Raw genomic sequence first — 21,155 nt, forward strand, 5'->3', positions numbered from 1 at the left:
TGTCGTTGCGACGACCGAACGGGGCGGCGGACCACCGGTTCGCCCCCCGGGCAAAATCGAACAGGGGACAGGAATGCAGGACGCGATCACAATCAACGGGCTGACAAAGTCCTATCCGGGGACACCGCCGGTGCGGGCTTTGAAAGGTTCGGATCTGAGCATCCGGGACAATGAATTCTTCACCCTTCTCGGGCCGTCGGGATGCGGCAAGACGACCTTGCTGCGCCTGATCGCCGGGTTCGAAGTGCCGACCGACGGCACGCTGAAACTTTTTGGCGAGAACATTTCACAGCTGCCGCCCGAAAAACGGCCCGTGAACACTGTGTTTCAGCACTATTCCCTGTTTCCGCACATGAACGTGCTTGAAAATGTGGCCTACGGGCTGCTTCGCCAAGGCAAACCGGATGCTCGGCGCACGGCGCAGGAGATGCTCGACCTCGTCCACCTGGGAGAGTTCGCCAAGCGCCGCCCCTCGCAACTTTCGGGCGGGCAGCAGCAGCGCGTGGCCCTGGCCCGTGCTCTTGCCCCGCATCCGCGTGTTCTGCTTCTTGATGAACCGCTGTCCGCGCTGGACCTCAAGTTGCGCCAGTCCATGCGCGCGGAGTTGAAGCGTCTCCAGCGCGAGACCGGGATCACCTTTGTCTTCGTGACACATGATCAGGAAGAAGCGCTGTCGATGAGTGACCGGATCGCCGTCATGTCGCAGGGCGAGATCCAGCAGGTAGCCAAGCCTGCGGAAATCTACGAATACCCGGCCACGCGATTTGTGGCGGAGTTCATCGGGGATGCGAACTTCTTCGAGGCCACGCCGCGTGCGAGCGGCGACAGCGCCGCCACCTACCACGTTTCCGACAGCATCCGGTTTGCCGGTCCCGCCATGCCCGCCAAAGCGAATGGCGGCAAGGTGACGGTGATGTTCCGGCCCGAAAAGGCGCGCATCGTGCCCGGACGCGCAGACGGCGGCCTTGGCGGCACGATCAGCGACATCGAGTATCTCGGCAACCAGACGGAATACCGGGTCACGCTTGATGACGGCCTGAGCGTCGCAGTGCGCAGCGAAAACCGCCAAGACGGCAGCGCGCTCGCAGATGTAGGGGCCCGGGCCACGGTCGAGGTCGACCCCGAAGCCATCCGGGTGCTGGTGGCATGAGCGAACTTCTGGAACGATTGCGGCACTATATCGGTGTGCTTCCCGCGACATTCATGATCGTCGTGTTCATGCTGGCGCCGCTGACGATCATCTTTGTCTATTCCTTCCTGACGCCCGGCGATTACGGCGGGGTGAAATTCGAATTCTCGACAGAAGCGTACACACAGCTTCTGTTTCAGAAGAACCTCTTTGACGAGGTCGAGTTCGACATATCCTACCTCACGATCGCCTTCCGGTCGATCTGGGTTGCCACGGTTGCGGTGTTGGGGTCGCTGGCCCTGGGCTTTCCGGCGGCCTACTACATCGCACAGCAGCCCGAGAGCCGGCGCAACACCCTTCTCTTGCTCATCACCATTCCGTTCTGGACCAATCTGCTGATCCGCACCTACTGCTGGATCCTGGTCCTGCGTGACACCGGGTTGATCAACAACCTGCTGATCGGGCTTGGCGTGACGGACGAACCGATCACCATGCTCTATACAGAGGGCGCGATCGCGCTGGGACTGGTCTATACCTATGTTCCCTTCATGGTGCTGCCGATCTACGCGGCGCTCGAACGGCTCGACAAGCGATTGATCGAAGCGTCTCGCGATCTTTATGCCAATCGCTGGACCACGCTGCGGCACGTGACGTTGCCGCTGGCGTCTCCGGGGATTGTGGCGGGCGCGATCCTGGTGTTCATCCCGGCGCTTGGCGCGTTCATTGCCCCGGACCTGCTGGGGGGCGGCAAGAAACTCATGCTGGGGAGCCTCGTTCAACTGCAGTTCTCTGCCGCGCGCGACTGGCCGTTCGGATCGGCCCTGACCATGGTGATCATGTCCGTGGTGCTGATCTGCCTGCTTCTCTTCGCGGTGAACCAGCGTCGCAACGAAGGAGGGTTCCAACATTGATACGCTCTTCCGATAGGGACATCCGCTGGCTTCCGGGGTTCAACTGGATCACGCTGTGCTTTTTCCTGTTCCTCTATCTGCCGCTGATCATCCTGGTGATCTTTTCCTTCAATGCCACGCGCTCGGCCACCGTCTGGGAGGGTTTCAGCCTTCAGTGGTATGCCAAGGCATTCTCGAACGACGACATCCAGAGTGCGGCGAAGAACAGCCTGATCATCGCGGCGGTCTCGACGCTCTTTTCGACGGTCTTTGCCACGATGGCGGCCATCGCCCTGGGTCGAAACCGCGAGATCAAGCACAAGACCGCTTTCGGTGGATTGTTGCTGTTGCCGCTGATGATCCCCGAGATCGTGACGGCTGTGGCGACGCTGACCTTTTTCACGGCGATCAACCTGTCCTGGGGGATCGGCAACATCATCATCGCCCACACGGTGTTCTGCATTCCGTTCGCCTACCTGCCCATCCAGGCGCGGCTTCGGGGGTTGGATGCAAGCCTCGAGACGGCGGCGCGCGACCTCTATTCGGATCGCAAGACGACGCTGCGGCTGATCACTTTGCCGTTGCTGGCGCCGGGCATCTTTTCCGGTGCAATGCTGGCCTTCATCATCTCGCTCGACGATTTCATCATCACGATGATGGTCGCCGAAGCCGGGTCGACCACGCTGCCGATCTACATCTACGGCCTCGTGCGCACTGGCGTCACGCCCGAAGTCAACGCCGTCTCGACGGTATTGCTGGGGATCTCCGTCATCGCCGTTCTGGTGTCGCAGTGGTTCGCAAAGAAACAATAAAAAACCAATCAACAGGAGAAAACATGTCCTTCAACCGCAAGACACTTCTTGGCCTTGCCAGCGCGGGTCTTGGCCTGACCGCAACCATCGCCTCCGCCGACGGCAAACTGCAGCTTTACAACTGGACCGACTATACCTCGCCGGAGCTTATCGAGAAATTCGAGACGGAAACCGGCATCTCGGTCACCGTGGACACCTACGATTCTGGTGAGACGCTGCTGGCAAAGCTTCAGTCCGGCGCGGCTGGTTATGACATTGCGATCCCGACCCACAACTTCGTTCCGATCCTGATCTCCGAAGGTCTGGTCCAGCCGATCAACGCGTCCGAGCTCGAAGGCTACGACCGGATCGTGCCCAACCTGGCCAGCCCCTGGTGGGACGAAGGCAATGTCTATTCGATCCCCTGGCACTGGGGCACGACCTCGTTCACCGTCGACACCGCCGTCTATTCCGGCGACGTCGACGACTACGACGTGATCTTCAATCCGCCCGAAGAACTGGCGGGGCAGATCGCGATGTTCAAGTCCCCCGACGAGGTCATCACCATGGCTCAGGTCGCTCTGGGCCTGCCGTTCTGTAGCGAGGACCCGAACGAAATGCAGCAGGTGCTCGACCTGCTGATGGGGCAGAAGCCGCATGTGAAGACCTACAATTCCGACGGGATCCTGGAACGGCTGGTGTCTGGCGACGTCTCCGTGCACCAGAACTGGAACGGCTACTCGCTTTTGGCGCGCAAGGAAAAACCGTCGCTGCAATATGCCTTCGCCGAAGAGGGCGTGGTCGCCTGGGCGGATAGCCTGGTGGTGCCCAAGGGCTCACCGAACTACGACAACGCGATCACCTTCATCGAGTTCATGCTGGAGCCGGAAAACATCGCCATCCAGTCGAACTCCTCCGGCTATGCCAATGGCGTCACCGGGAGCGAAGCCTTCATGGACGAGGGCCTCTAGGACGCCGCCGAGCTGTCGCCGCCAGAAGGCACGCCGCTCAAGTTCATCGAAAGCTGTTCGCCCAAGGCCGTTGAGCTTCAGAACCGGGTCTGGACCGCGCTGCTGAAGTAAGACCGTTTCAACGGGCGCCGTGCCGCATGGTCGGCGCGGTGCCATTTGCAAGGAATGACGATGAAGACCGTATTCTCCGAAAAGCACAAACTGCGCGACGCGAAGGGCGAACTCTATCAAGGAGAATTCGTCGCGCCGTTCGAATGTCCGCGCCGGGCCGAGATCATCATCGACGCGGTGCGAAGCCGCGGCCTTGGCGATGTGCTGGAGCCCGCGGACTATGGCCTGGACCCGGTCCTGGCGGTGCATGACGCGGGCTTTGTCGAGTTCCTGAGAACCTTCATGGATGAATGGGAGGCCGCCGGGTACAAGGGCGAAGCGCTCGCCCCCTGTTGGCCGAGCCGGTCGATGACCGCGTCGCAGATCCCGCTCCACGTCGAAGGCCGACTTGGGTATTACGCGCTCAGCACCGATACGGTGATGTCGCCCGGAACCTGGGAGGCGGCGATGTCCAGCAAGGATGTCGCGCTCACTGCGACGGATCTCGTTCTCGAAGGCACGGAAAACGTGGCCTTCGGGCTGTGTCGCCCGCCGGGCCATCACGCGGCGACGGACCAATTCGGCGGCTACTGCTTTTTCAACAATGCTGCGGTTTCGGCGCAGCATGCGTTGAACAAGGGCTGCGCCAAAGTCGCCATCCTGGATGTGGATTTCCACCACGGCAACGGCACGCAGGAGATATTCTACGATCGCGACGATGTCCTGTTCCTGTCGCTGCACGGCGACCCCATGCACACCTTCCCGCATTTCCTTGGCCATGCCGACGAGACGGGCCGAGGCGCCGGAGAAGGGTTCAACCAGAATTACCCGTTGCCGCCGGGTGCGAGCTACCAGATGTGGCTGGCGAAACTGCAAGACGCGCTGGCGCGAATTGAAGCCTATGACCCGGATCTGGTGATTGTTTCGCTCGGCGTCGATACATTCGAAAGCGACCCGATCAGTTTCTTCAAGCTGTCGCATGACGATTTCGTCGACTACGGCCGAAGGATCGCGGCACTTGGCAAACCCACCGTCTACTTGATGGAGGGCGGATATGCCGTCGAGGAAATCGGCATCAACACCACCAATGTGCTCTTCGGGCACGAGAGTTGATCACGATATTAAATGTCGCTGAGAACTGACCTGCCAATGTTCCCGAGATCTGGCCCGCCCGTTCGTTACGTTTCTTGATTGGGTCAGTGCCACTGTCTCCTCCTATTTTTTGCTGTCTCGGAGCTGATTTTGAGCCGATAAATGTCGTATCCGGTTTCAAGGATGTGGCCGCGATGGGTGAGGCGGTCGAGGAGTGCAGTGGCCATCTTGGCATCCTCTGCCTCGCTCCAGACGAACTGGAACGTCTCGTCCGGGTGGACCACCAGCGGCACGAATGTCCCCCGATCGGTTGTATGCTGCGGGCGTTGCCGCTCACCCTTTCAAACCCGCACGAAGGCTGCGACCCGCTCATACGAGCTGTCATAGCCAAGTTGGACCAAATCAGCCGACATCTGCGTCGCGGTGCGCTGGTCCTTGCGCGACTTGCGCTGTTCCGTCACCCGCCAGCCTGAGAGCTTCGCGGCATACGAGTCCAGTTTGGTTGGCCCTGGTGCTGCCCGGACCTTGGGTTCAACGGTGCCCGCCCAGATACCTCTTGATGGTATTGCGAGACTGCCCGGTCAGACGTGAAACCTCGGGGATGGGCATCTTGTCCCGCAACGTCCGACGTCGAATGACGCTTGAAAACTCCATGTCGATCATTTCCGGCAACCGTTCCCGGCATGAGCAAAGAGGGATCGGGGCAGGCACGGATCCGACATTGGCGTAGGTCAAATGCGGGGGCGTCTTCAACGACGGTTTACAGACCCTTGGAACCTCCGGATATAGTAAGTGTTGCTGACTGAATGATGGCGGATAGTGCGAATAGTGCTGGCCCGTGGCAGGAGCCAGCGCGCCCGGCGGCGCAGGGAGGTCGGATGATGATGAGCGAGCGGCAGTTCTTCAACGTGGAGCCCGAGGTTGCGGGCGGGCTTGCCGAGGGCACGGTCCTGGATCGGTCGAGCCATCCGCCCGTGGTGTCCAAAGTGCATTACCGGGTCGAGGGCTGGCTTGGCGATGCACTGATCGAAAGTTTCCCGGTCTTTCTGCTGCGCCAAGAAGCCTGGAATGCTGTTGTTGCAGAAGGTCTGACCGGCGCGCGCATCGATCATGCCGAGATCTCCGTCTCGCCGGACTTGCGCGATTTTGCCCTTCCGGCTTTCGTCTGGTTTCAGCCGGCAGGCATCGCGAAGACGGACGATTTCGGAACAGCCGCCGACGGGCGGCTGATCTTATCGCAAAGGGCGCGGGATCTACTGGCCCGGTTTGGGCTTGCCCATGCCGAGATAACGTCGGTCTAACCGTTAGACCCTCGATACTGGGCGTTCGTATCTATCATGTCGAAGGCGACGCGCGTCGGAATCCGGATCCTCCCAAGCCTCTTCGTCCGCAGGCGCCCAAGCGTTGAGCCGTGTCAGCCACAGGAGGACCAACTGATCGTCCTCCGGATTGAAATTACCCGATAGTGCGAGAAGCCGGTCGAGTGCCGCCGTGGAGGGAGCACTGTCCCACAGAACGGCAACCTTTGCCATTCTATCGCATGGCAAAAGGTCCTGCAGTGTGGACCTCAAGCTGCCGCACGACGCTGCCCCACGCTGCGAAGCGCCCGGTCCGGAGAAGCCGCGCTGCAACAAGCGCCATCTTGGCGAACGGAAGGTTTGGGCGATAGCGACACTCTACACGACGGGCGGAGAGCCGTTGTTCGCTGTGGTGGCAATCCGGCCCTCAGGCAAAACTTTAGGCTGACACTCAGGGCTGTCCAACATCGAGCTTTCCCCTGCATCTCCGCATAGCGGAACAAACCACAGAAGCGACCGGTGGGGCGTTGACGTCGATTTTGCGCAGACAGCGTTTCGATAATCTCCGCGTTATCCCGACATCTTGGTTTTAATGACCTTCTGGATCAGTGCGATGAATTGGCGCTTTTCATCTTCGTTGAGACCGGCCAGTCGCATCGCGTTCTCTTCCTGGGCCGCCGTGATGGCGGGGTCGCGAAGGTTGCGGGCGCGGTCGGTCAGCCAGACGCGTTGAGCCCGTCCGTCGTTTGCATCCTTCTTGCGTACAATCAGGCCGTCTCGCTCCATGCGCGCCAACGTATTGGCCATTGTCGCCTGTTCGATGTCGAGCCGCTCCGTGAGCTGCTTCTGGCTCAGACCGTCCGTGTCCCAAAGCTCCAGAAGTGCGGGAAACGTGCCGGTGGTTAGGCCCAGAGGCTTGATCCGCGAGGTCAGGCCTTGCGCGAAGATGCGCGCCATGTGGTTCGCGAGGTATCCCGCCGATTGATCCTTCGAAAATTTCATGGGGACGTCTTAGCACTTGCATAGCTCGCTATACAATTGATATATAGCAAGCTATATAAAATTCGCTGCGACAAGGAGTTTCGTCATGTCGAAAACCATTCATCCTATCGCCGGAACGATAGCTCTGATTACGATTTTAAGTTTCTGGCTCTCCACTGCCTGGTCCGAGATTTTTGCTGGAGAACAGGCTGTTACGACGGTCAAGACTTGGGTTCCCTATGGCTTCCTCGTTCTGCTTCCTGCCCTGATGGCAGCAGGCGGCTCGGGGTTCAGGCTGGGCAGGAAAATGCGCGGTCCGGTGGTCCACGCCAAGAAAGAGCGGATGCCGTTCATCGCGGCCAATGGCATCCTGATCCTGATCCCCTGCGCACTGTACCTGTCTTTCAAGGCGCAGGCGGGGGCGTTCGATATGGCTTTTTATGTGGTGCAGGTGATTGAGTTGCTTGCGGGTGCGGCCAATATATCCTTGCTGACACTTAACATGCGGGATGGGCTGCGGTTGTCACGCAGACGGACGGCCCATCCATGAAACAGGGCCGACCAGGGATCTTCGCCAACCCGGTCTTGACCCGATCTCGAACGGAATAAAAGGGCCCATGCGGTCGCGTTCCTGACGAAACGGATGGGTGAGTTATTTCACCCTGAATGGCGACGGGGGAGTATGCGAGGCTTTCGAGCTTTGACAACACCGGGTCCCCCGAACGCTTGTCGCTCTAGCTCGGCGTCGGCTGACCTATCACAGCAACTGCGATAAAGTTGACCAGCCGATCGGCCCGATCTTCGAAGACCAGCTGATCGCCGATCCAACCGGCCGCGGCGATGAGGGCAAAAAGGTCCTCTCCGTCGATATCGGTGCGGGCAACGCCGTCTTGCTGTGCGCGGCGCAGGAGGACTGCCCCGGCCTTGCGCAAGTTTTTGCAGTCTTCGTGAAGCGCGGAGCTGGGATCAGCAAGCGCCTTCGCCATCAGGTCGACAATCCCGTTGAAGGCATGGACGAATGTGGTCGCTTCAGTGAACCAAATTGTCAGGGCGATATTCGACGGATGGTCGCGGGAAAGGGTTTCGGACCGTGCGATCAGGTCACAGAGCGCCTTGTGCAGCAAAGCTTCCAACAGGTCCTCGCGGGTCGGAAAGTGGCGGTACAGTGTCGCCAGCCCGACCCCAGCCCGCCGTGCGATGTCACGAAGCGAGGCATCGACGCCCTGTTCGGTAATGACCTCGCGCGCGATGGCGAGGAGGCTTTCGTAATTTTTCTTTGCATCTGCACGCATTCGGGCGCCTCAGTCTCTTCCTGTTGACAAGCGGATCACCGCTCCACATATAAAGCGGAGCAGTGATCCGAATGTAGCGTATCTGCATCGGATTTGAAAGGTCACACCGCCCACACGGGCCGGATTGGCGTGTAAAGTGGAGATGAGAATGCGATACAAACTCTTTGGGGAGCACACCGGGCTGAGGGTGTCGGAATCGGTGCTTGGCACTTCCAATTTCGGCACGCGCTGGGGGCATGGCACTGAACTGGCAGAGGCGCGCCGCATGCTGGATGCTTATGCCGACGCAGGCGGCAATATCCTTGACAGTTCCAATGGGTACCAAAGCGGCCAGTCGGAAGAATTCCTTGGTGACATGTTGCAAGGCCGCCGCGACCGGTTCGTGCTGGGCACGAAGTTCGCGGTCGCGACGGACGAGACAGCAAACGTGCTGACAACAGGGAACAGCCGACAAGCGATGCACGCTTCGGTAGAGGCAAGCCTGAAGCGTCTGGGAACGGATCGTATTGATCTTTACTGGGTTCACGTTGCAGACAGCGTTACCCCGATGGACGAGATCATGCGTGGCTTCGAAGACCTCGTGCGGCAAGGCAAGATCCTCTACGCCGGGCTATCGGACTTTCCGGCTTGGCGGGTGTCCCGTGCGGCGACACTGGCGGAATTGCGCGGGACAGTTCCTGTCGCGGGTCTGCAATTGGAACACAGCCTCGTTGCCCGCACCGCCGAAGCCGAACTGATCGAGGCAGGGCGCGGTCTGGGCCTCGGGATCACCGCCTTTTCACCTCTTGGTGGGGGCGTCCTGACGGGCAAGTATCGCAAGCCGCTGACCGAAACCGGTCGCGAGGAAGGCTTGAACGGGGCCGCGTTCCACCCCGAGGACACAGCGCAACGCTCCGCGATCCTGGATACCGTGATTGCAGTGGCCAAGGAGCACGAGGTCACGCCGGGCGAGGTGGCCATAGCATGGGTCGCGTCTAAGGGGATTTTCCCGATCATCGGCCCGCGCACCATGGCGCAGCTCTCGGAAAACCTGGCTGCCGCCGACCTGCATTTGTCGGCAGACCAGATAGGGCGTCTTGATCGGGTCAGCGCGATTCCTGACGTCTTTCCGCACACGGTTCTGAATGACGCTCGAATCCGCAGTTTGATCACGGCCGGACAGGATGCGTGCATCGACATGCCGAATTTGCCCGTGGCCTGACCAGCGGTTCGCTGGAGCACCCGGCGGACCTCCTTCCCTTCTCAGCAATCAGGAAAACCGATATGATTACGCTCTACTACCACCGGGGCGCTTGTTCGACCTCGAACCACTTTGCCCTTGAGGATGCCGGGATCGCCTACGAGGCCATCGAAGTGCATCTTGATCGCGAAGACGATCCCATTGCGCAGAAGGTGCGTAAATTGAACCCGATGGCAATGACACCGGTCCTCGTACTCGAGGACGGCGAGGTGCTGACCCAGAACGCCGCAACGCTATCCTATATAGCCGATCTTGTGCCAGAGAAGGCGCTTTTGCCGAAACCCGGCACCCTTGCGCGGGCCCAGGCGGACAGCTGGATGGCCTTCGTAGCCTCCGACCTCCATCCCGTGATCATCGAATACATCTACAAGGGCTTTGGTGAAACGGATGCCGAACGGGCACGTCTGGTCGCATTTTACGAAGACCGGGTGGCGCGACGCCTAGCTGTGCTCGAAGATCGGCTTACCGACCGAGCCTATATCCTCGGCAGTGACTACTCTGTCATCGACGGCTATGCGTTGATCGTTCTGAACTGGTCCCTCCCTGCCGGGCTTTCACTCGATGCCTATCCGTGCATCCGCAGTTACATGGATCGGATCGAAGCCCGCCCGACAATCCAAAGGGTCCGCGAGGCCGAGGGTTCGATCACCTGGTAAGACCTGATTTCAGCACAAACTGTCGATTTCAACTTCTCCAGCGGCAATGGCGACTTTGGGTGTCGCCATTGCTCGTTGCGCGGCACAACGTCAAAAGAAACGGTGCCAGAGGTTGGTAAATTGGAATTAGAAGACGACGGGTCGAAAACTCCTTTGTAGTGCATCTCTTACTGTCGGATTATGCTGCAAAGCGTCATGAAAGTCCGATTTGGCCAAGCTGCGCCGCAACAATGACCAGCTTGGCGAAGGTGTGATCAGGATCGCCTCTCCCGCGTCACACTTTCGACAGTAATGGTGATTGCGGACCTTCGCGGCAAATGCGTGAAAGACCATCGTTCGCGTCCAGAGCGGACAGTCATCCACACCTTTACCAGGAAGCAAATTCTAAGGGTTTGTTAAGGCGGATACCTCAGATGGCAGAGAAACTTCCAAGACGACAACATCATTCCGGCCTCGCAAATCATCTGGCACATGCGCTTCGATTGCAGCTTGAATCCGTGAGGCGGATTGGTAGGTATGACGTGTTGATCCTGCGACCACTCCTGAGCACCGTAACAGAGGACAAGGTAGACAGCCTGTTCATCCGCGTCCGGGTGCATGGCGTATGGTTGGCGCTTTATCCCATGTGCTGTTTTCGTCGGAATCGTGAAACTCCTGCTCCGGACACTTGATCGTGTCAGACGTAATTGCTGGCTGCGGTCGGTGACAGTGGGTCCTGAGGCAGCCTGGGGCGGATCCCCTTGTGCCGCATTCCCGCATTTCAGATCCGTGCCGGGGTTGGAACTCGATCGCATCTGGAATTGTTCACCATCCGACGCGGTGGGCACCTTTGCCCCAGCACGCAAACTCTCGCAAAGGTTTTCGCAATGAGTGAATTCATCGGGGCGAACGCGCCCATCATCGCTCTCGTTATTCTTGCACTGCTCTTCATCGCGTTCACCCTCGAAAAGTACCCGCCCGAAGTGACAGCCGCCGGTGCGGCCGCCCTGTTTATCGTGCTTGGACTGGTGCCGAACAAAGATGTCATGAGCGTCTTTTCCAGTTCCGCCCCAATCACCATCGCTGCAATGTTCGTCGTCTCCGGTGCGTTGGTACGGACAGGCGTTCTGGACGCTATCGCCGGTCTTGTGATCGGTCGGGCAAAGAACCGGCCGGTTCTGGCCATCGGCATTTTCATCTTTGCAACCATTGCCGCGTCCGGTTTCATGAACAACACCCCGGTCGTTCTGGTGCTGATCCCGGTGGTCATCCGCCTTGCGGCCAGCCTGAACGTCGCCTCGACCCGGCTTCTGATCCCGCTGTCCTATGCCGCGGTCCTTGGGGGGACCTGTACGCTGATCGGAACCTCGACCAACCTGCTGGTCGATGGTGTCGCACGCGAAGCCGGGCTGGAGGCTTTCTCCATTTTCGAAATTGCGCCGGTCGGCATCGTCGTTGCCATCGTGGGCGGTGTCTCAATGTTGCTTCTGGGCAATTACCTTCTGCCGGATCGGGCTTCTCAGAGCGATGAAGGAGAGAGCGCCGAGACAGCGTTTCTGTCCGAAATCACAGTGCTTGCGGATTATCCGCAGATCGGTATGCCCCTGTCCGACATCGCCGACTTCCAGCGCAATGGCATTCGGATCACCGGGCTGCGTCGCGGCACTCAGATCCTTCGCAAGGATTTGCCGGAACAGGTCCTGCGCAAAGGGGATGCGGTGCTTGTCCTGGCGCCGACCTCGGAGTTGCTGACATTTGCTGAAGCATCGGGCCTGCGGGTCGGACTGCGGCGCACGGTCGAGCTGGACCCCGAGGCGCAGGTCCGCGTCGCTGAGGCAATCGTCACACCCTCGCGGCGCAGCTCGGGCATCCGCATTGCCGATCTTGCTCTGGGGCGGCGCGCCGGCATGCGTGTGCTGGGTGCATTTCGTCCCGGCCACTCGGTCGCCGGAGCGGATCTTTCGAGCGTGCGTTTGCGCCCGGCCGACAAGCTGCTGCTTGAAGGCACGGTTGAGGGGTTCGACGAGTTGCGGCGCTCAGGTGATGTTGTCTCGGTTTCTGCCCCGAACGGGCGGGCGTTCCGCCGACGTCAGGCTCCGATCGCCATCGCAACGCTGGTCGGGATCGTCGCACTGGCCGCATTCAACATCATGCCGATCGGTATCCTCGCGCTTGTTGGGGTTGCGGCGATCCTCGTGCTGCGGTGCATCGACAACGACGAGGCCTGGGCATCCATTGATGCATCCATCCTTGTGCTGATCTTTGCCATGCTGATTGTCGGTGCCGGGCTGGAACATACCGGCGCGGTCGAACTGATTGTCAACGTGCTGACCCCATGGCTGCAGGGCTTGCCGCCTTTCCTGACCTTGCTCGCGATCTATGCCGTCGGCTCGATCCTGACCGAAGTGGTGACGAACAACGCCGTCGCGGTCATCTTCACACCCATCGTTATCGCGTTGGCCGGGCAGCTCGGGGTTGATCCACGACCCTTCGTCGTGGCGGTGATGTTCTCGGCCAGCGCAAGCTTTGCAACGCCCATCGGATACCAGACCAACACCTTGGTCTACGGTGCCGGAAACTACAGGTTCACGGATTTTCTGAAAATCGGCATTCCAATGAACCTCATCGTGGGCATTACCGCTGCCTTGGCGATCAGTGTGTTTTTTCCGCTTTGATCCGGGCAATTTTTAAGGGGTTGGTGACGGGCAGTTCCGTGCCCCACAACCCCGATCAACCTAGAGAAAAGCCGCGGCAGATTGCATCGTCGGGTTTCACATGCGGTATCGCAGCATGAAAAGTCACCTCAACCCGGCAAGTAGTCGAGTCTGCAAAGGCGGCTCCCTGCCGGTGGAGCGGTCTGCCGCGTCATCGAGCGTTGTAGCGAAGTGCAGAGCGTCAGCTTGCAGGAATTTGGCGTAAGGATTTCGCACGGGCAGCGTCGATGTCGCTGCCGATGTGCTGCCGGACCGCCGCAAGGCATTTATTAGCCCATAGCTACGGATTTTCCTGCCTTGCAGACCGCAAATGTTCCCCATATGTACCTCTGAGGAAATCCGAGACCGGAAAAAGTAAATTACCAGTGCGCCAATCGCTTAGAATCAAAGCAATCGGAATATGTAACGACAAGATTGCCAAGAAAGGCGAGACGGTAGGTCTTTCTTTCTATGCGTTTTTTGCGAACAAAAATGATGATCCAGAGCTGCTCATGGAAGCCGCGGAGTGGTGGATCAAGACCCATGAACTTGATCACTTCGAGAAAGCGACAAAAATCCGAGATATGATGCGTTCGGGCGATTGAGCAAAGCCCCCAATGTTTCGCTGAGCCGCCCTCCCGCCAACGAAAAGTGCTGTACGCCGTTTTGCATGGCTGCTTCGGGAAGCTGATATACAGCACTTGGACATCTGACCATAGGCGGGTGGAGGCCGTTCACGTCGATAAACGTGAGAAGCGTATTTTGCTGAAAAACGCTTGTTTGATTGTGGCCTGAACTACTGATGCATTTCCTGCAACGGGCGGGAGGATTGGCAATGATGGAACCGTGGCAGGAGGCGCAACAGGCGCGGTTCTACGAGCTGTCGCTTGAAGTTCATGTGCCCCAGAACCACCTTCTGCGCCCCATCGACCGGTTCGTGAATTTGTCCAGTATCCGCCTCTACCTCGCCGATTCCTACAGCCATACCGGGTGGCCTTTCGTCGTTTCCAACGGAGGATTGGGACCCAGCGCAGGTCGATCCCGTTGACGCACCCCGAGCCGTTCGTGCGTCTCTGGACACCCTGAACGAGGCCGTCTTCGGCGCGGTCAGCGAGGGTCAGCCCAAGTTCAGATTGCATTCCGACCGGGCCAGCCAATGGACCGCGGTCCGTAAAGGCCCAGCTTTCTTCAGCTATTCCGACAATTACCTGATCGACACAGACCACGGCGTCATCGTGGACGTTGAGGCCACCAAGTCCATCCGGCAGGCCAAGATCCTTTCCGCACCGCAGCAACCGCGAAACGCCTGACAGGGAAAGGCGCTCCCGCCAAACTAAAGCGACGAACTTCTGTGCCCGCGAACGGGTATTTTCCAAGGAACCGGTGTGAAGCGGTCATGCGGCGGCGCGCGAATTGGAGTGGCTGTTTCAACGAGTGCGGACACTCTGACGGCGGAGGGCAACCTGGAAATGCCTGTTCGTGCCACACGACAGCCTGCTCTTGGCCCGCCGTATTGAGGTACTGGCAGAGGTGCTGGATCAGATCATCCTTGATAAGATTTCGATATTCGAACCCCGAACTTATAATCGGTATGATCCGGGCGTCCGGTTGGTCCATTTGTGAAAAGCTCGGTGGAAGTTCGACGGTGCAGAAAAGCCGGTGTCAAAGGCGATCTTTTCGATGCTGTCCGTGCGTTGTTGAAGCGCCCCGATGGCGATGTCCCGGCGCAAAGCGTCCTTTATTTCCTGAAAAGATGTCCCTTCTTCTTTCAACCGGCGATTCAGCGTCCGGGGCGTGACTTTCAGCGCGCGGGCCGCATCCGGAAGTTGGCAGTTTTGCCAAGTCTCCCCGTAAAGAAAAGCGCGGACGCGAAGGCTGTTTGTATGCACGCGGGAGCCGGTGAAAATCCAGTCGATCGGTGCGCGTTCAAGGAACACGGAAGCCTCCGCCGGGCTGCGGCTGATCGGACTGTTGAATTGGCGTGGATCGAAAAGGATGCTGGTGTGCGGAGCGTCAAATTCTACCGGACAAGGAAAGACAACCGCGTAATCTGCCGCGAAATCCGGACGAGCGAAGGCAAAGCGTACTGCTTTCACGGCCGTTTCCGACCCGTCGAGCCAGGACAGGAGACCATGCGCCAATTTCAGCATTAACATGTGGCCAAATCGCTGCGGGCGGGTTTCGTCCGAATAGGGGATCAACGACAGCTCCACTTCCTCTGGGCTGTTGCGCAAGTCCAGACGAAAATCATCCAAAAGCAGGTTCCAGAACGTCGAGAACCGATACAGCGCCGAGACAAGGCTTTTCGCTTCACGCTGCACGGTCACAAGATGTTGCAGTGTGCGGGGCCGGATCGGGCGACTCCAGAGGCCCATCATCTCGTCGCCGATCTCTGGCGCCGCAAGCTGATACAGCCGGGCGATTTCTTCGAGCGTGATGCGCTGAGTGGGCGCCATCGGGCTGGTTTGCAGGCCAGCACGCTCCAACAGCGAGGCCATCGCCTCTGACGTGCATCGAGATTTGAGCGCATCAAGCCAGTCCCGGATGAAACCTGCTGAAACGGTCGTCAGTGAGATGGGGTCATGACTGGCCATGCAAAAGCCTCTCCTTGGCGCGATCGGATAAGAAATTGGCAAAAGATGAGCTTATTGGCAAGAAATACAGCGGGTAAATGTCGGGAAGCCATAATTTCTGTCGGAGAGTCAGGTATGTCCTATCAGCCGCCCGTGCAGGATTTGATGTTCTGCATCGAACACTTGTCCCATTGGGAAACGGTGTCTGCGCTGGAGGTGTATTCCGAATGCGAGCTACCGGACATAGGCGCCGTGCTGGAGAGCTATGCCCGGTTCTGCGCCGAACAGATCGCGCCCTTGTCGCAGGTCGGGGACACGCAGGGCGCTCGGTTTGACAAAGGCCGTGTGACCATGCCCGAAGGCCACGTGCGGGCCTATGCTCAGTTTGTCGAAATGGGCTGGCAGGCCCTGACTCACCCGGTGGAATATGGTGGCATCGGGATGCCGCGTGCCGTTGGCGCGGCGGCGGTTGAGATGCTGAATGCTGCCGATATGAGCTTCGGTCTGTGCCCCCTGCTGACCGACGGGGCGATCGAGGCGCTGCTGCTCACCGGATCGGACGAGCAGAAGGCCACATACCTTGGGCCGCTGATCGAAGGTCGGTGGTCCGGCACGATGAACCTGACCGAACCGCAAGCGGGGAGCGATCTGGGCCGGGTGGCGACAAAGGCGGTTCAACGCGCGGACGGCAGCTATGGCATCACCGGCACCAAGATATTCATCACTTATGGCGCCCATGATCTGACAGAGAACATCATCCACCTGGTGTTGGCGCGTACTCCGGATGCGCCCGCTGGGCCGAAGGGGCTGAGCCTCTTTATCGTGCCACAGAAACTGGTGGAGCCGGATGGCACGCCCCGGGCCGCGAACGCGGTCAACTGCGTAAGCATCGAACACAAACTGGGCGTACGCGCCAGCCCGACGGCCGTGTTGGAATACGATGACGCTACCGGGTTCCTGATCGGCGAGGAAAACAGCGGGCTCGAGTACATGTTCATTATGATGAACGCCGCACGGTTCTCGGTGGGTGTGCAAGGGGTTGCGATCGCTGAGCGGGCCTATCAGCGTGCGTTGGCATACGCGCGCGACCGCGTTCAGAGCCGCCCGGTGAACGGTCAGGTCAAGGACGCCGTTCCGATCATCGAACACCCTGATGTCCGCCGTATGCTCCTGCGGATGCGCAGTCTCACCGAAGGCGGACGGGCCATGGCGGCATCGACCGCGGGGTTGCTGGATATTGCGCATCACCAAGAGAATTCGAAATTGGTTGCACTGGCCGAATTCATGGTCCCCTTGGTCAAGGGTTTTTGCACTGAACGCGCGGTCGAGGTCGCTTCTCTGGGTGTGCAAATCCACGGCGGCATGGGCTTCATCGAAGAAACCGGCGCCGCACAGCACTACCGTGACGCCCGCATCCTGCCGATTTACGAGGGCACCACCGCCATTCAGGCAAATGATCTTCTTGGACGCAAGGTGATGCGGGACGGAGGAGCGACCGCCCGCCTGTTCGCCGCTCAAATTGCGGAAACCGAAGCAAAGCTGGCAAGCGGCGACGCATCTGCACGTGCCATCGGCACAAACCTCAAGACGGCGCGCGCCGCTTTCGAAACTGCACTGGGCTGGATGCTGGAAAACAGCCGCACGGATATCGACGCGGCCTTCGCGGGCTCCGTGCCCTTCCTGATGCTGACCGGAACATTGGCCGCCGGGTGGAGCCTCGCCAAAGGCGCGCTGGCGGCGCAAACCGGGCAGGACAACGCGTTCCTGACCCAGAAGATCGCCACCGCGCTGTTCTATGCCCAGCATATCCTGCCCGAATGCACCACCGAACAAAATCGCATCCTGTTCGGCTCACAAAGCCTGCTGGACGCGGCTTTCCCCGATTGATCCCTCGAAAGGACCCAGCCCATGAATGACGTCGTCAACCCCGCCACCTATGAACGCCTCGCGATTTCCGCGCGTGACAACGGCCTTTATGTGCTGACGCTGAACCGCCCTGACAAACGCAATGCGCTCGATGAACTCACCATCGAGGAACTGATCCGCTTTTTCAGCGGCGCGCGCTTGGCAGGGGTCAAGGCGGTGTTGCTGGAAGGGGCGGGCGACCATTTCTGCGCGGGTCTCGATCTGGTCGAACACTGGAAGGCAGACCGCAGCCCCGACGACTTCATGCATGTTTGCCTGCGCTGGCACGAGGCCTTCAACAAGATGGAATATGGCGGCGTGCCAATCATTGCCGCGCTCAAGGGGGCGGTGGTCGGCGGCGGGCTCGAACTGGCCAGCGCGGCCCATGTGCGGGTGATCGACCCCGGCACCTACTTCGCCCTGCCCGAAGGCCAGCGCGGCATCTTTACCGGGGGCGGTGCGACGATCCGGGTCTCCGACATGATCGGCAAGTACCGCATGATCGACATGATCCTGACCGGCCGCGTCTATCAGGGCCAAGAGGCCGTCGATCTGGGTCTGGCGCAGTACATCACCGAAGAGGGAGACAGCTTTGCCAAGGCGATGGAACTGGCCGACAAGGTCGCGCAGAACCTGCCATTGACGAACTTTGCGATCTGTTCAGCCGTCAGCCACATGAACAACATGTCCGGTATGGATGCGGCCTATGCCGAAGCATTCGTGGGTGGCATCGTCAACACCCAGCCGGCTGCGCGCGAACGGCTCGAGGCCTTCGCCAACAAGACCGCTGCCCGCGTGCGTCCAAACAGCTAAGCCACGCCAGTCGCAGAAGACGGTGTAGACCGGACAAAGATCGATCAAAAGCTGTGTGGTTCTATTGATAAGGAAGACGTCCAAGAACTGATAAAGGAGCTATTGGAAGGCGGAGAACGTGCGTTTTTAACGCGTCGAAGAAAGTGTGGTTTTAACATATGCTGCATCAGTCGTGCGTCATTGAACGCCACAATCGATACTGCTCTTGCGGTGAACATAAGCAATAAAGGCCGTGATCTCAGCATTGCCATGGTGCTTTGGACGGCAGCTTTGGGTCGAGGTGCCAAATGGCGCGGCGCAGGTCGTTCTCTTTGCCCAGTTTTCGAGACACGCGAAATGGGCGCTGTCTACCTCGGGCGTATCAAAAAAAGCGGTCTTTGCGGTCCTCGGAGGCGATGCAAGCTTCCATGGTCCGCAGGGCCTCTTCGGCCCGGGCTGCCGTCCAGAGCCGCCGCGCAGCATCCTGCGCAAACGTGTGATCCGTCAGTTGCTGCGCTGTACTGCGACAACCAAGTATCCACATCTCCGTGGGCGTCGACAATGTCGGATAGGATAATTCGGAGCGCGCGGTCGCGGCCGTCTTCTGCCATCTCAAGGTGCTTTTCTGCGCACAGGGCTTCCGGGTTCTGCTTGTTCAGGGATTTGTCCTGCCAGTGTCCAAGTTATTCAGATGCGTTGCCAAAACGAAAGGGATCCTGGCCGCCGTCCCAAACGGGGACTTTCGTCATGGCCTTCTGAAAATCGGTACTTTGAAGGAAGCCGTCCAGCCAAAGGATCACATGGGGCCAAGGCTGTGCGTCAAACCACGCGCGGTCAATGTGGGCGAACTGCCTCACAAACGGAAAGATCGCAACGTCGGCGAGGGTTGGCGTGTCGCCCGTCAGGAACGCTTGCGCGGCCAGCCGTGTCTCAAGCGATTGAATGAAATCAGAGGCTTTCGCCCGTTCGGTTTGTGGATCCAGATCAGGATAACGGACGGCGTATTTTGTATGATCAAGCGCGGCTTTGAAGGGGCCATCGTTCTGGGCAATCAGGGTTTTGCCTATGTTTGGCATTTTCAGAAGCCCATGCGGATCACTTTGCCCAAGCACCCAGAGCATGATGTCGAGACTCTCATCCAAATTCAGATCGGCCGCTTGCAGGTTGGGGACCGTGCCCGAGGATGAGGCACTGAGAAACGCCTGCGGCTTGTCTTTCAATCTGATCTCGCGCAGTTCGACCTCGAGTCCCGCGCTCAATACTGCCATCCGCGCCCGTATTGCATAGGGGCAGCGTCGAAAGGACCACAAGATCGGTCGAGGTCTGGTCAATATGCTTTGCATCATTGGGACAGTGTAAGGGTATTTCGAATTGCATACAAAACCGAACCCTTCGGATGAATGTCAAGCCGGTAAGAGAATGACCACTTCGCTTGTTGGCGCCGACTTCCGCCCATTGTCCATTGATAAAATCGCAGCGAATGACGGCTCCTGCAGGCCGCTGGCGCAACGGCGCGACTCTTGCGCCAACGGCAGAAAAGGGTCGGGAGCGACGCCGCGCGAGCGAGAGCAGACGCTTGGCCCTGCCGCGCAGCGATGGCCGGGAACGACCCCATCTTTCGGATGCCGCACCGCGCCCAAACGGCGGCTATGCGCAGGAAACGGACATGTGTTGAGGCTGGGCCGAGCGCAGGTGGCATGTCACGTCGGTGCGATACGGGACGGCGTTCCGAGGGTGTCAGCTTTTGCCCCTTAGCAGCCAGACGAAGAAGATGCCGCCAACGAGGCCGGTGACGATTCCGATGGGCATGTCTTCGGGGGCCATGATGGTGCGGGCCGCGATGTCGGCCCAAAGCACGAAGACCGCGCCCACGAGCGCCGAGGCGGGCAGGACGCGCCGGTAGTCTCCGCCCACCAGGAGCCGCACGATATGCGGCACCATCAGCCCGACGAATCCGATGATGCCGGAGAAGGCAACCATGATGCCGGTCACCAGTGCGCCCACGACAAAGACGGCCAGCCGAAACCGCGCTACGGGAATCCCGAGCGTCGAGGCGGTCTCGTCGCCCACGGTCATGGCGTTCAATTGACCCGACCGGGCCACCAGCCATGCACCGCAGGCCAGCAGGATCACCAGTGGGTAGGCAAGCTGGCTCCATTGTGCGAGGCCGAGACCACCGAGCATCCAGAACACCACAGTATGCGTGGCCCTGGGATCGGCGAGGAAAATCAGGATATTGGCCCCGGCCATGATGATGAAGGACACCGCCACACCGGCCAGCACCAGCCGATCGGCGCTTGTGGCCTCCGTGAACCTCGAGACAGCCAGCACGATCATGGTCGCCCCCAACGCGCCGAGGAAGGCCAGCAGAGGCACCGTCAGCAAACCGATGAACAGTCCGGTATGCAACAGCGCCAGGATCGCGCCAAAGGCACCGCCAGAGGAGATTCCCAGCAAATGCGGATCGGCCAGCGGGTTACGGGTGACGGCCTGAAGGCTCGCCCCCACAAGCGCCAACCCTGCACCGACCATCATGGCCAGCAGAGCACGGGGGAAGCGGATTTCCCAAACGATGGCCTCGCGGCCTTGGGTCCAGTGCGGCTCGATCAGCCCGGGCACGAGCTTGTTGCCAAGCACGCCCCAGACCGTTTCGATCGGCACGCGCACCGCGCCGACCGAGATGGCAAAAGAGAGCGAGGCGAGCAGCAGCATGCCGCCCAGCACAAGGACCAAGGGGCCTTTGACATGATGGCGGTGCGGCACGGCATTGAGGGTCGTCTCGC

At 59.6% G+C, this 21,155-nt stretch carries 18 protein-coding genes and 3 pseudogenes; 14 read left to right on the top strand and 7 right to left on the bottom strand.

The annotated features are described in order from the left end of the window. Window positions 1–73 precede the first annotated feature (73 nt). The 5 genes from J4E08_RS12760 to J4E08_RS12780 all read left to right on the top strand — a co-directional run bounded on the left by J4E08_RS12760 (window position 74) and on the right by J4E08_RS12780 (window position 4,984). Entirely contained in the window at window positions 74–1,150 is a 1,077-nt protein-coding gene (locus tag J4E08_RS12760; protein WP_349538823.1) for an ABC transporter ATP-binding protein, read from the top strand. Then, on the top strand, window positions 1,147–2,040 hold the full coding sequence (locus tag J4E08_RS12765; protein WP_349538824.1) for an ABC transporter permease: 894 nt from the start codon (window positions 1,147–1,149) through the stop codon (window positions 2,038–2,040). The genes J4E08_RS12760 and J4E08_RS12765 overlap by 4 nt, the downstream gene beginning before the upstream one ends. Continuing rightward, a complete protein-coding gene (locus tag J4E08_RS12770; protein ID WP_349538825.1) occupies window positions 2,037–2,831 on the top strand; it encodes an ABC transporter permease in 795 nt (264 codons plus the stop codon). Before J4E08_RS12765 ends, J4E08_RS12770 begins: the two co-directional genes overlap by 4 nt. 23 nt (window positions 2,832–2,854) lie before the next feature. Continuing rightward, complete coding sequence (locus tag J4E08_RS12775) at window positions 2,855–3,781, top strand: ABC transporter substrate-binding protein (protein WP_349538826.1); 927 nt, start codon at window positions 2,855–2,857, stop codon at window positions 3,779–3,781. Between the two features lie 171 nt (window positions 3,782–3,952). Next, on the top strand, window positions 3,953–4,984 hold the full coding sequence (locus J4E08_RS12780) for a histone deacetylase family protein (RefSeq protein WP_349538827.1): 1,032 nt from the start codon (window positions 3,953–3,955) through the stop codon (window positions 4,982–4,984). 83 nt (window positions 4,985–5,067) lie between these two features. Here the strand turns inward: J4E08_RS12780 and J4E08_RS12785 are convergent. Continuing rightward, window positions 5,068–5,199, bottom strand: a pseudogene (locus J4E08_RS12785) (ATP-binding protein); the annotation flags it as partial. Window positions 5,200–5,205: 6 nt separating this feature from the next. Continuing rightward, window positions 5,206–5,626, bottom strand: a pseudogene (locus tag J4E08_RS12790) (IS21 family transposase); the annotation flags it as partial. 215 nt (window positions 5,627–5,841) lie between these two features. On the opposite strand from J4E08_RS12790, the gene J4E08_RS12795 reads away from it, so the two are divergent. After that, entirely contained in the window at window positions 5,842–6,264 is a 423-nt protein-coding gene (locus tag J4E08_RS12795; RefSeq protein WP_349538828.1) for a hypothetical protein, read from the top strand. A gap of 567 nt (window positions 6,265–6,831) precedes the next feature. Here the strand turns inward: J4E08_RS12795 and J4E08_RS12800 are convergent. Further along, entirely contained in the window at window positions 6,832–7,263 is a 432-nt protein-coding gene (locus tag J4E08_RS12800) for a MarR family winged helix-turn-helix transcriptional regulator (RefSeq protein ID WP_349538829.1), read from the bottom strand. Window positions 7,264–7,348: 85 nt separating this feature from the next. On the opposite strand from J4E08_RS12800, the gene J4E08_RS12805 reads away from it, so the two are divergent. After that, entirely contained in the window at window positions 7,349–7,792 is a 444-nt protein-coding gene (locus J4E08_RS12805) for a hypothetical protein (RefSeq protein WP_349538830.1), read from the top strand. 184 nt (window positions 7,793–7,976) lie between these two features. Here J4E08_RS12805 and J4E08_RS12810 read toward each other — a convergent pair whose 3' ends face one another. Further along, a complete protein-coding gene (locus J4E08_RS12810; RefSeq protein WP_349538831.1) occupies window positions 7,977–8,534 on the bottom strand; it encodes a TetR/AcrR family transcriptional regulator in 558 nt (185 codons plus the stop codon). Window positions 8,535–8,682: 148 nt separating this feature from the next. Here J4E08_RS12810 and J4E08_RS12815 point away from each other — a divergent pair, with 148 nt between their 5' ends. The 5 genes and pseudogenes from J4E08_RS12815 to J4E08_RS12835 form a co-directional block, all read left to right on the top strand. After that, window positions 8,683–9,735, top strand: coding sequence for an aldo/keto reductase (locus tag J4E08_RS12815; RefSeq protein WP_349538832.1), 1,053 nt, complete (start codon window positions 8,683–8,685; stop codon window positions 9,733–9,735). Between the two features lie 62 nt (window positions 9,736–9,797). Further along, entirely contained in the window at window positions 9,798–10,430 is a 633-nt protein-coding gene (locus J4E08_RS12820; protein WP_349538833.1) for a glutathione S-transferase family protein, read from the top strand. Window positions 10,431–11,296: 866 nt separating this feature from the next. Beyond that, a complete protein-coding gene (locus J4E08_RS12825) occupies window positions 11,297–13,084 on the top strand; it encodes a sodium:proton antiporter (RefSeq protein WP_349538834.1) in 1,788 nt (595 codons plus the stop codon). 266 nt (window positions 13,085–13,350) lie between these two features. Next, window positions 13,351–13,707, top strand: coding sequence for a DUF6500 family protein (locus tag J4E08_RS12830; RefSeq protein WP_349538835.1), 357 nt, complete (start codon window positions 13,351–13,353; stop codon window positions 13,705–13,707). Window positions 13,708–13,937: 230 nt separating this feature from the next. Beyond that, window positions 13,938–14,379 (top strand): annotated as a pseudogene (locus J4E08_RS12835) (IS5/IS1182 family transposase); the annotation flags it as partial. A gap of 303 nt (window positions 14,380–14,682) precedes the next feature. Here the strand turns inward: J4E08_RS12835 and J4E08_RS12840 are convergent. Next, a complete protein-coding gene (locus J4E08_RS12840; protein WP_349538836.1) occupies window positions 14,683–15,696 on the bottom strand; it encodes an AraC family transcriptional regulator in 1,014 nt (337 codons plus the stop codon). Window positions 15,697–15,810: 114 nt separating this feature from the next. On the opposite strand from J4E08_RS12840, the gene J4E08_RS12845 reads away from it, so the two are divergent. Both J4E08_RS12845 and dmdD read left to right on the top strand, forming a co-directional pair. Continuing rightward, a complete protein-coding gene (locus tag J4E08_RS12845; RefSeq protein WP_349538837.1) occupies window positions 15,811–17,562 on the top strand; it encodes an acyl-CoA dehydrogenase family protein in 1,752 nt (583 codons plus the stop codon). Window positions 17,563–17,583: 21 nt separating this feature from the next. Further along, a complete protein-coding gene (gene dmdD, locus J4E08_RS12850; RefSeq protein ID WP_183968218.1) occupies window positions 17,584–18,393 on the top strand; it encodes a methylthioacryloyl-CoA hydratase in 810 nt (269 codons plus the stop codon). A 662-nt stretch (window positions 18,394–19,055) separates the two neighbouring features. Here the strand turns inward: dmdD and J4E08_RS12855 are convergent. Together J4E08_RS12855 and J4E08_RS12860 are read right to left on the bottom strand one after the other, a co-directional pair. Continuing rightward, the gene (locus J4E08_RS12855) at window positions 19,056–19,718 is read right to left on the bottom strand and encodes a glutathione S-transferase (protein ID WP_349538838.1); all 663 of its coding nucleotides are present in this window, start codon (window positions 19,716–19,718) and stop codon (window positions 19,056–19,058) included. Between the two features lie 391 nt (window positions 19,719–20,109). Further along, complete coding sequence (locus tag J4E08_RS12860) at window positions 20,110–21,135, bottom strand: FecCD family ABC transporter permease (RefSeq protein WP_349538916.1); 1,026 nt, start codon at window positions 21,133–21,135, stop codon at window positions 20,110–20,112. Window positions 21,136–21,155 lie beyond the last annotated feature (20 nt).

Source organism: Sagittula sp. NFXS13 (assembly GCF_040148795.1).
GTDB classification, from domain to species: domain Bacteria; phylum Pseudomonadota; class Alphaproteobacteria; order Rhodobacterales; family Rhodobacteraceae; genus Sagittula; species Sagittula marina.

Bases quoted from the DNA above. Each gene is read 5' to 3' on its own strand.
- J4E08_RS12765 (WP_349538824.1), top strand. From the start codon at position 1,147: ATGAGCGAACTTCTGGAACGATTGCGGCACTATATCGGTGTGCTTCCC.
- J4E08_RS12805 (WP_349538830.1), top strand. From the start codon at position 7,349: ATGTCGAAAACCATTCATCCTATCGCCGGAACGATAGCTCTGATTACG.
- dmdD (WP_183968218.1), top strand. From the start codon at position 17,584: ATGAATGACGTCGTCAACCCCGCCACCTATGAACGCCTCGCGATTTCC.
- J4E08_RS12775 (WP_349538826.1), top strand. From the start codon at position 2,855: ATGTCCTTCAACCGCAAGACACTTCTTGGCCTTGCCAGCGCGGGTCTT.
- J4E08_RS12830 (WP_349538835.1), top strand. From the start codon at position 13,351: ATGTCGCTGCCGATGTGCTGCCGGACCGCCGCAAGGCATTTATTAGCC.
- J4E08_RS12825 (WP_349538834.1), top strand. From the start codon at position 11,297: ATGAGTGAATTCATCGGGGCGAACGCGCCCATCATCGCTCTCGTTATT.
- J4E08_RS12855 (WP_349538838.1), bottom strand. From the start codon at position 19,718: ATGATGCAAAGCATATTGACCAGACCTCGACCGATCTTGTGGTCCTTT.
- J4E08_RS12840 (WP_349538836.1), bottom strand. From the start codon at position 15,696: ATGGCCAGTCATGACCCCATCTCACTGACGACCGTTTCAGCAGGTTTC.
- J4E08_RS12820 (WP_349538833.1), top strand. From the start codon at position 9,798: ATGATTACGCTCTACTACCACCGGGGCGCTTGTTCGACCTCGAACCAC.
- J4E08_RS12800 (WP_349538829.1), bottom strand. From the start codon at position 7,263: ATGAAATTTTCGAAGGATCAATCGGCGGGATACCTCGCGAACCACATG.
- J4E08_RS12760 (WP_349538823.1), top strand. From the start codon at position 74: ATGCAGGACGCGATCACAATCAACGGGCTGACAAAGTCCTATCCGGGG.
- J4E08_RS12815 (WP_349538832.1), top strand. From the start codon at position 8,683: ATGCGATACAAACTCTTTGGGGAGCACACCGGGCTGAGGGTGTCGGAA.
- J4E08_RS12810 (WP_349538831.1), bottom strand. From the start codon at position 8,534: ATGCGTGCAGATGCAAAGAAAAATTACGAAAGCCTCCTCGCCATCGCG.
- J4E08_RS12795 (WP_349538828.1), top strand. From the start codon at position 5,842: ATGATGATGAGCGAGCGGCAGTTCTTCAACGTGGAGCCCGAGGTTGCG.
- J4E08_RS12780 (WP_349538827.1), top strand. From the start codon at position 3,953: ATGAAGACCGTATTCTCCGAAAAGCACAAACTGCGCGACGCGAAGGGC.
- J4E08_RS12845 (WP_349538837.1), top strand. From the start codon at position 15,811: ATGTCCTATCAGCCGCCCGTGCAGGATTTGATGTTCTGCATCGAACAC.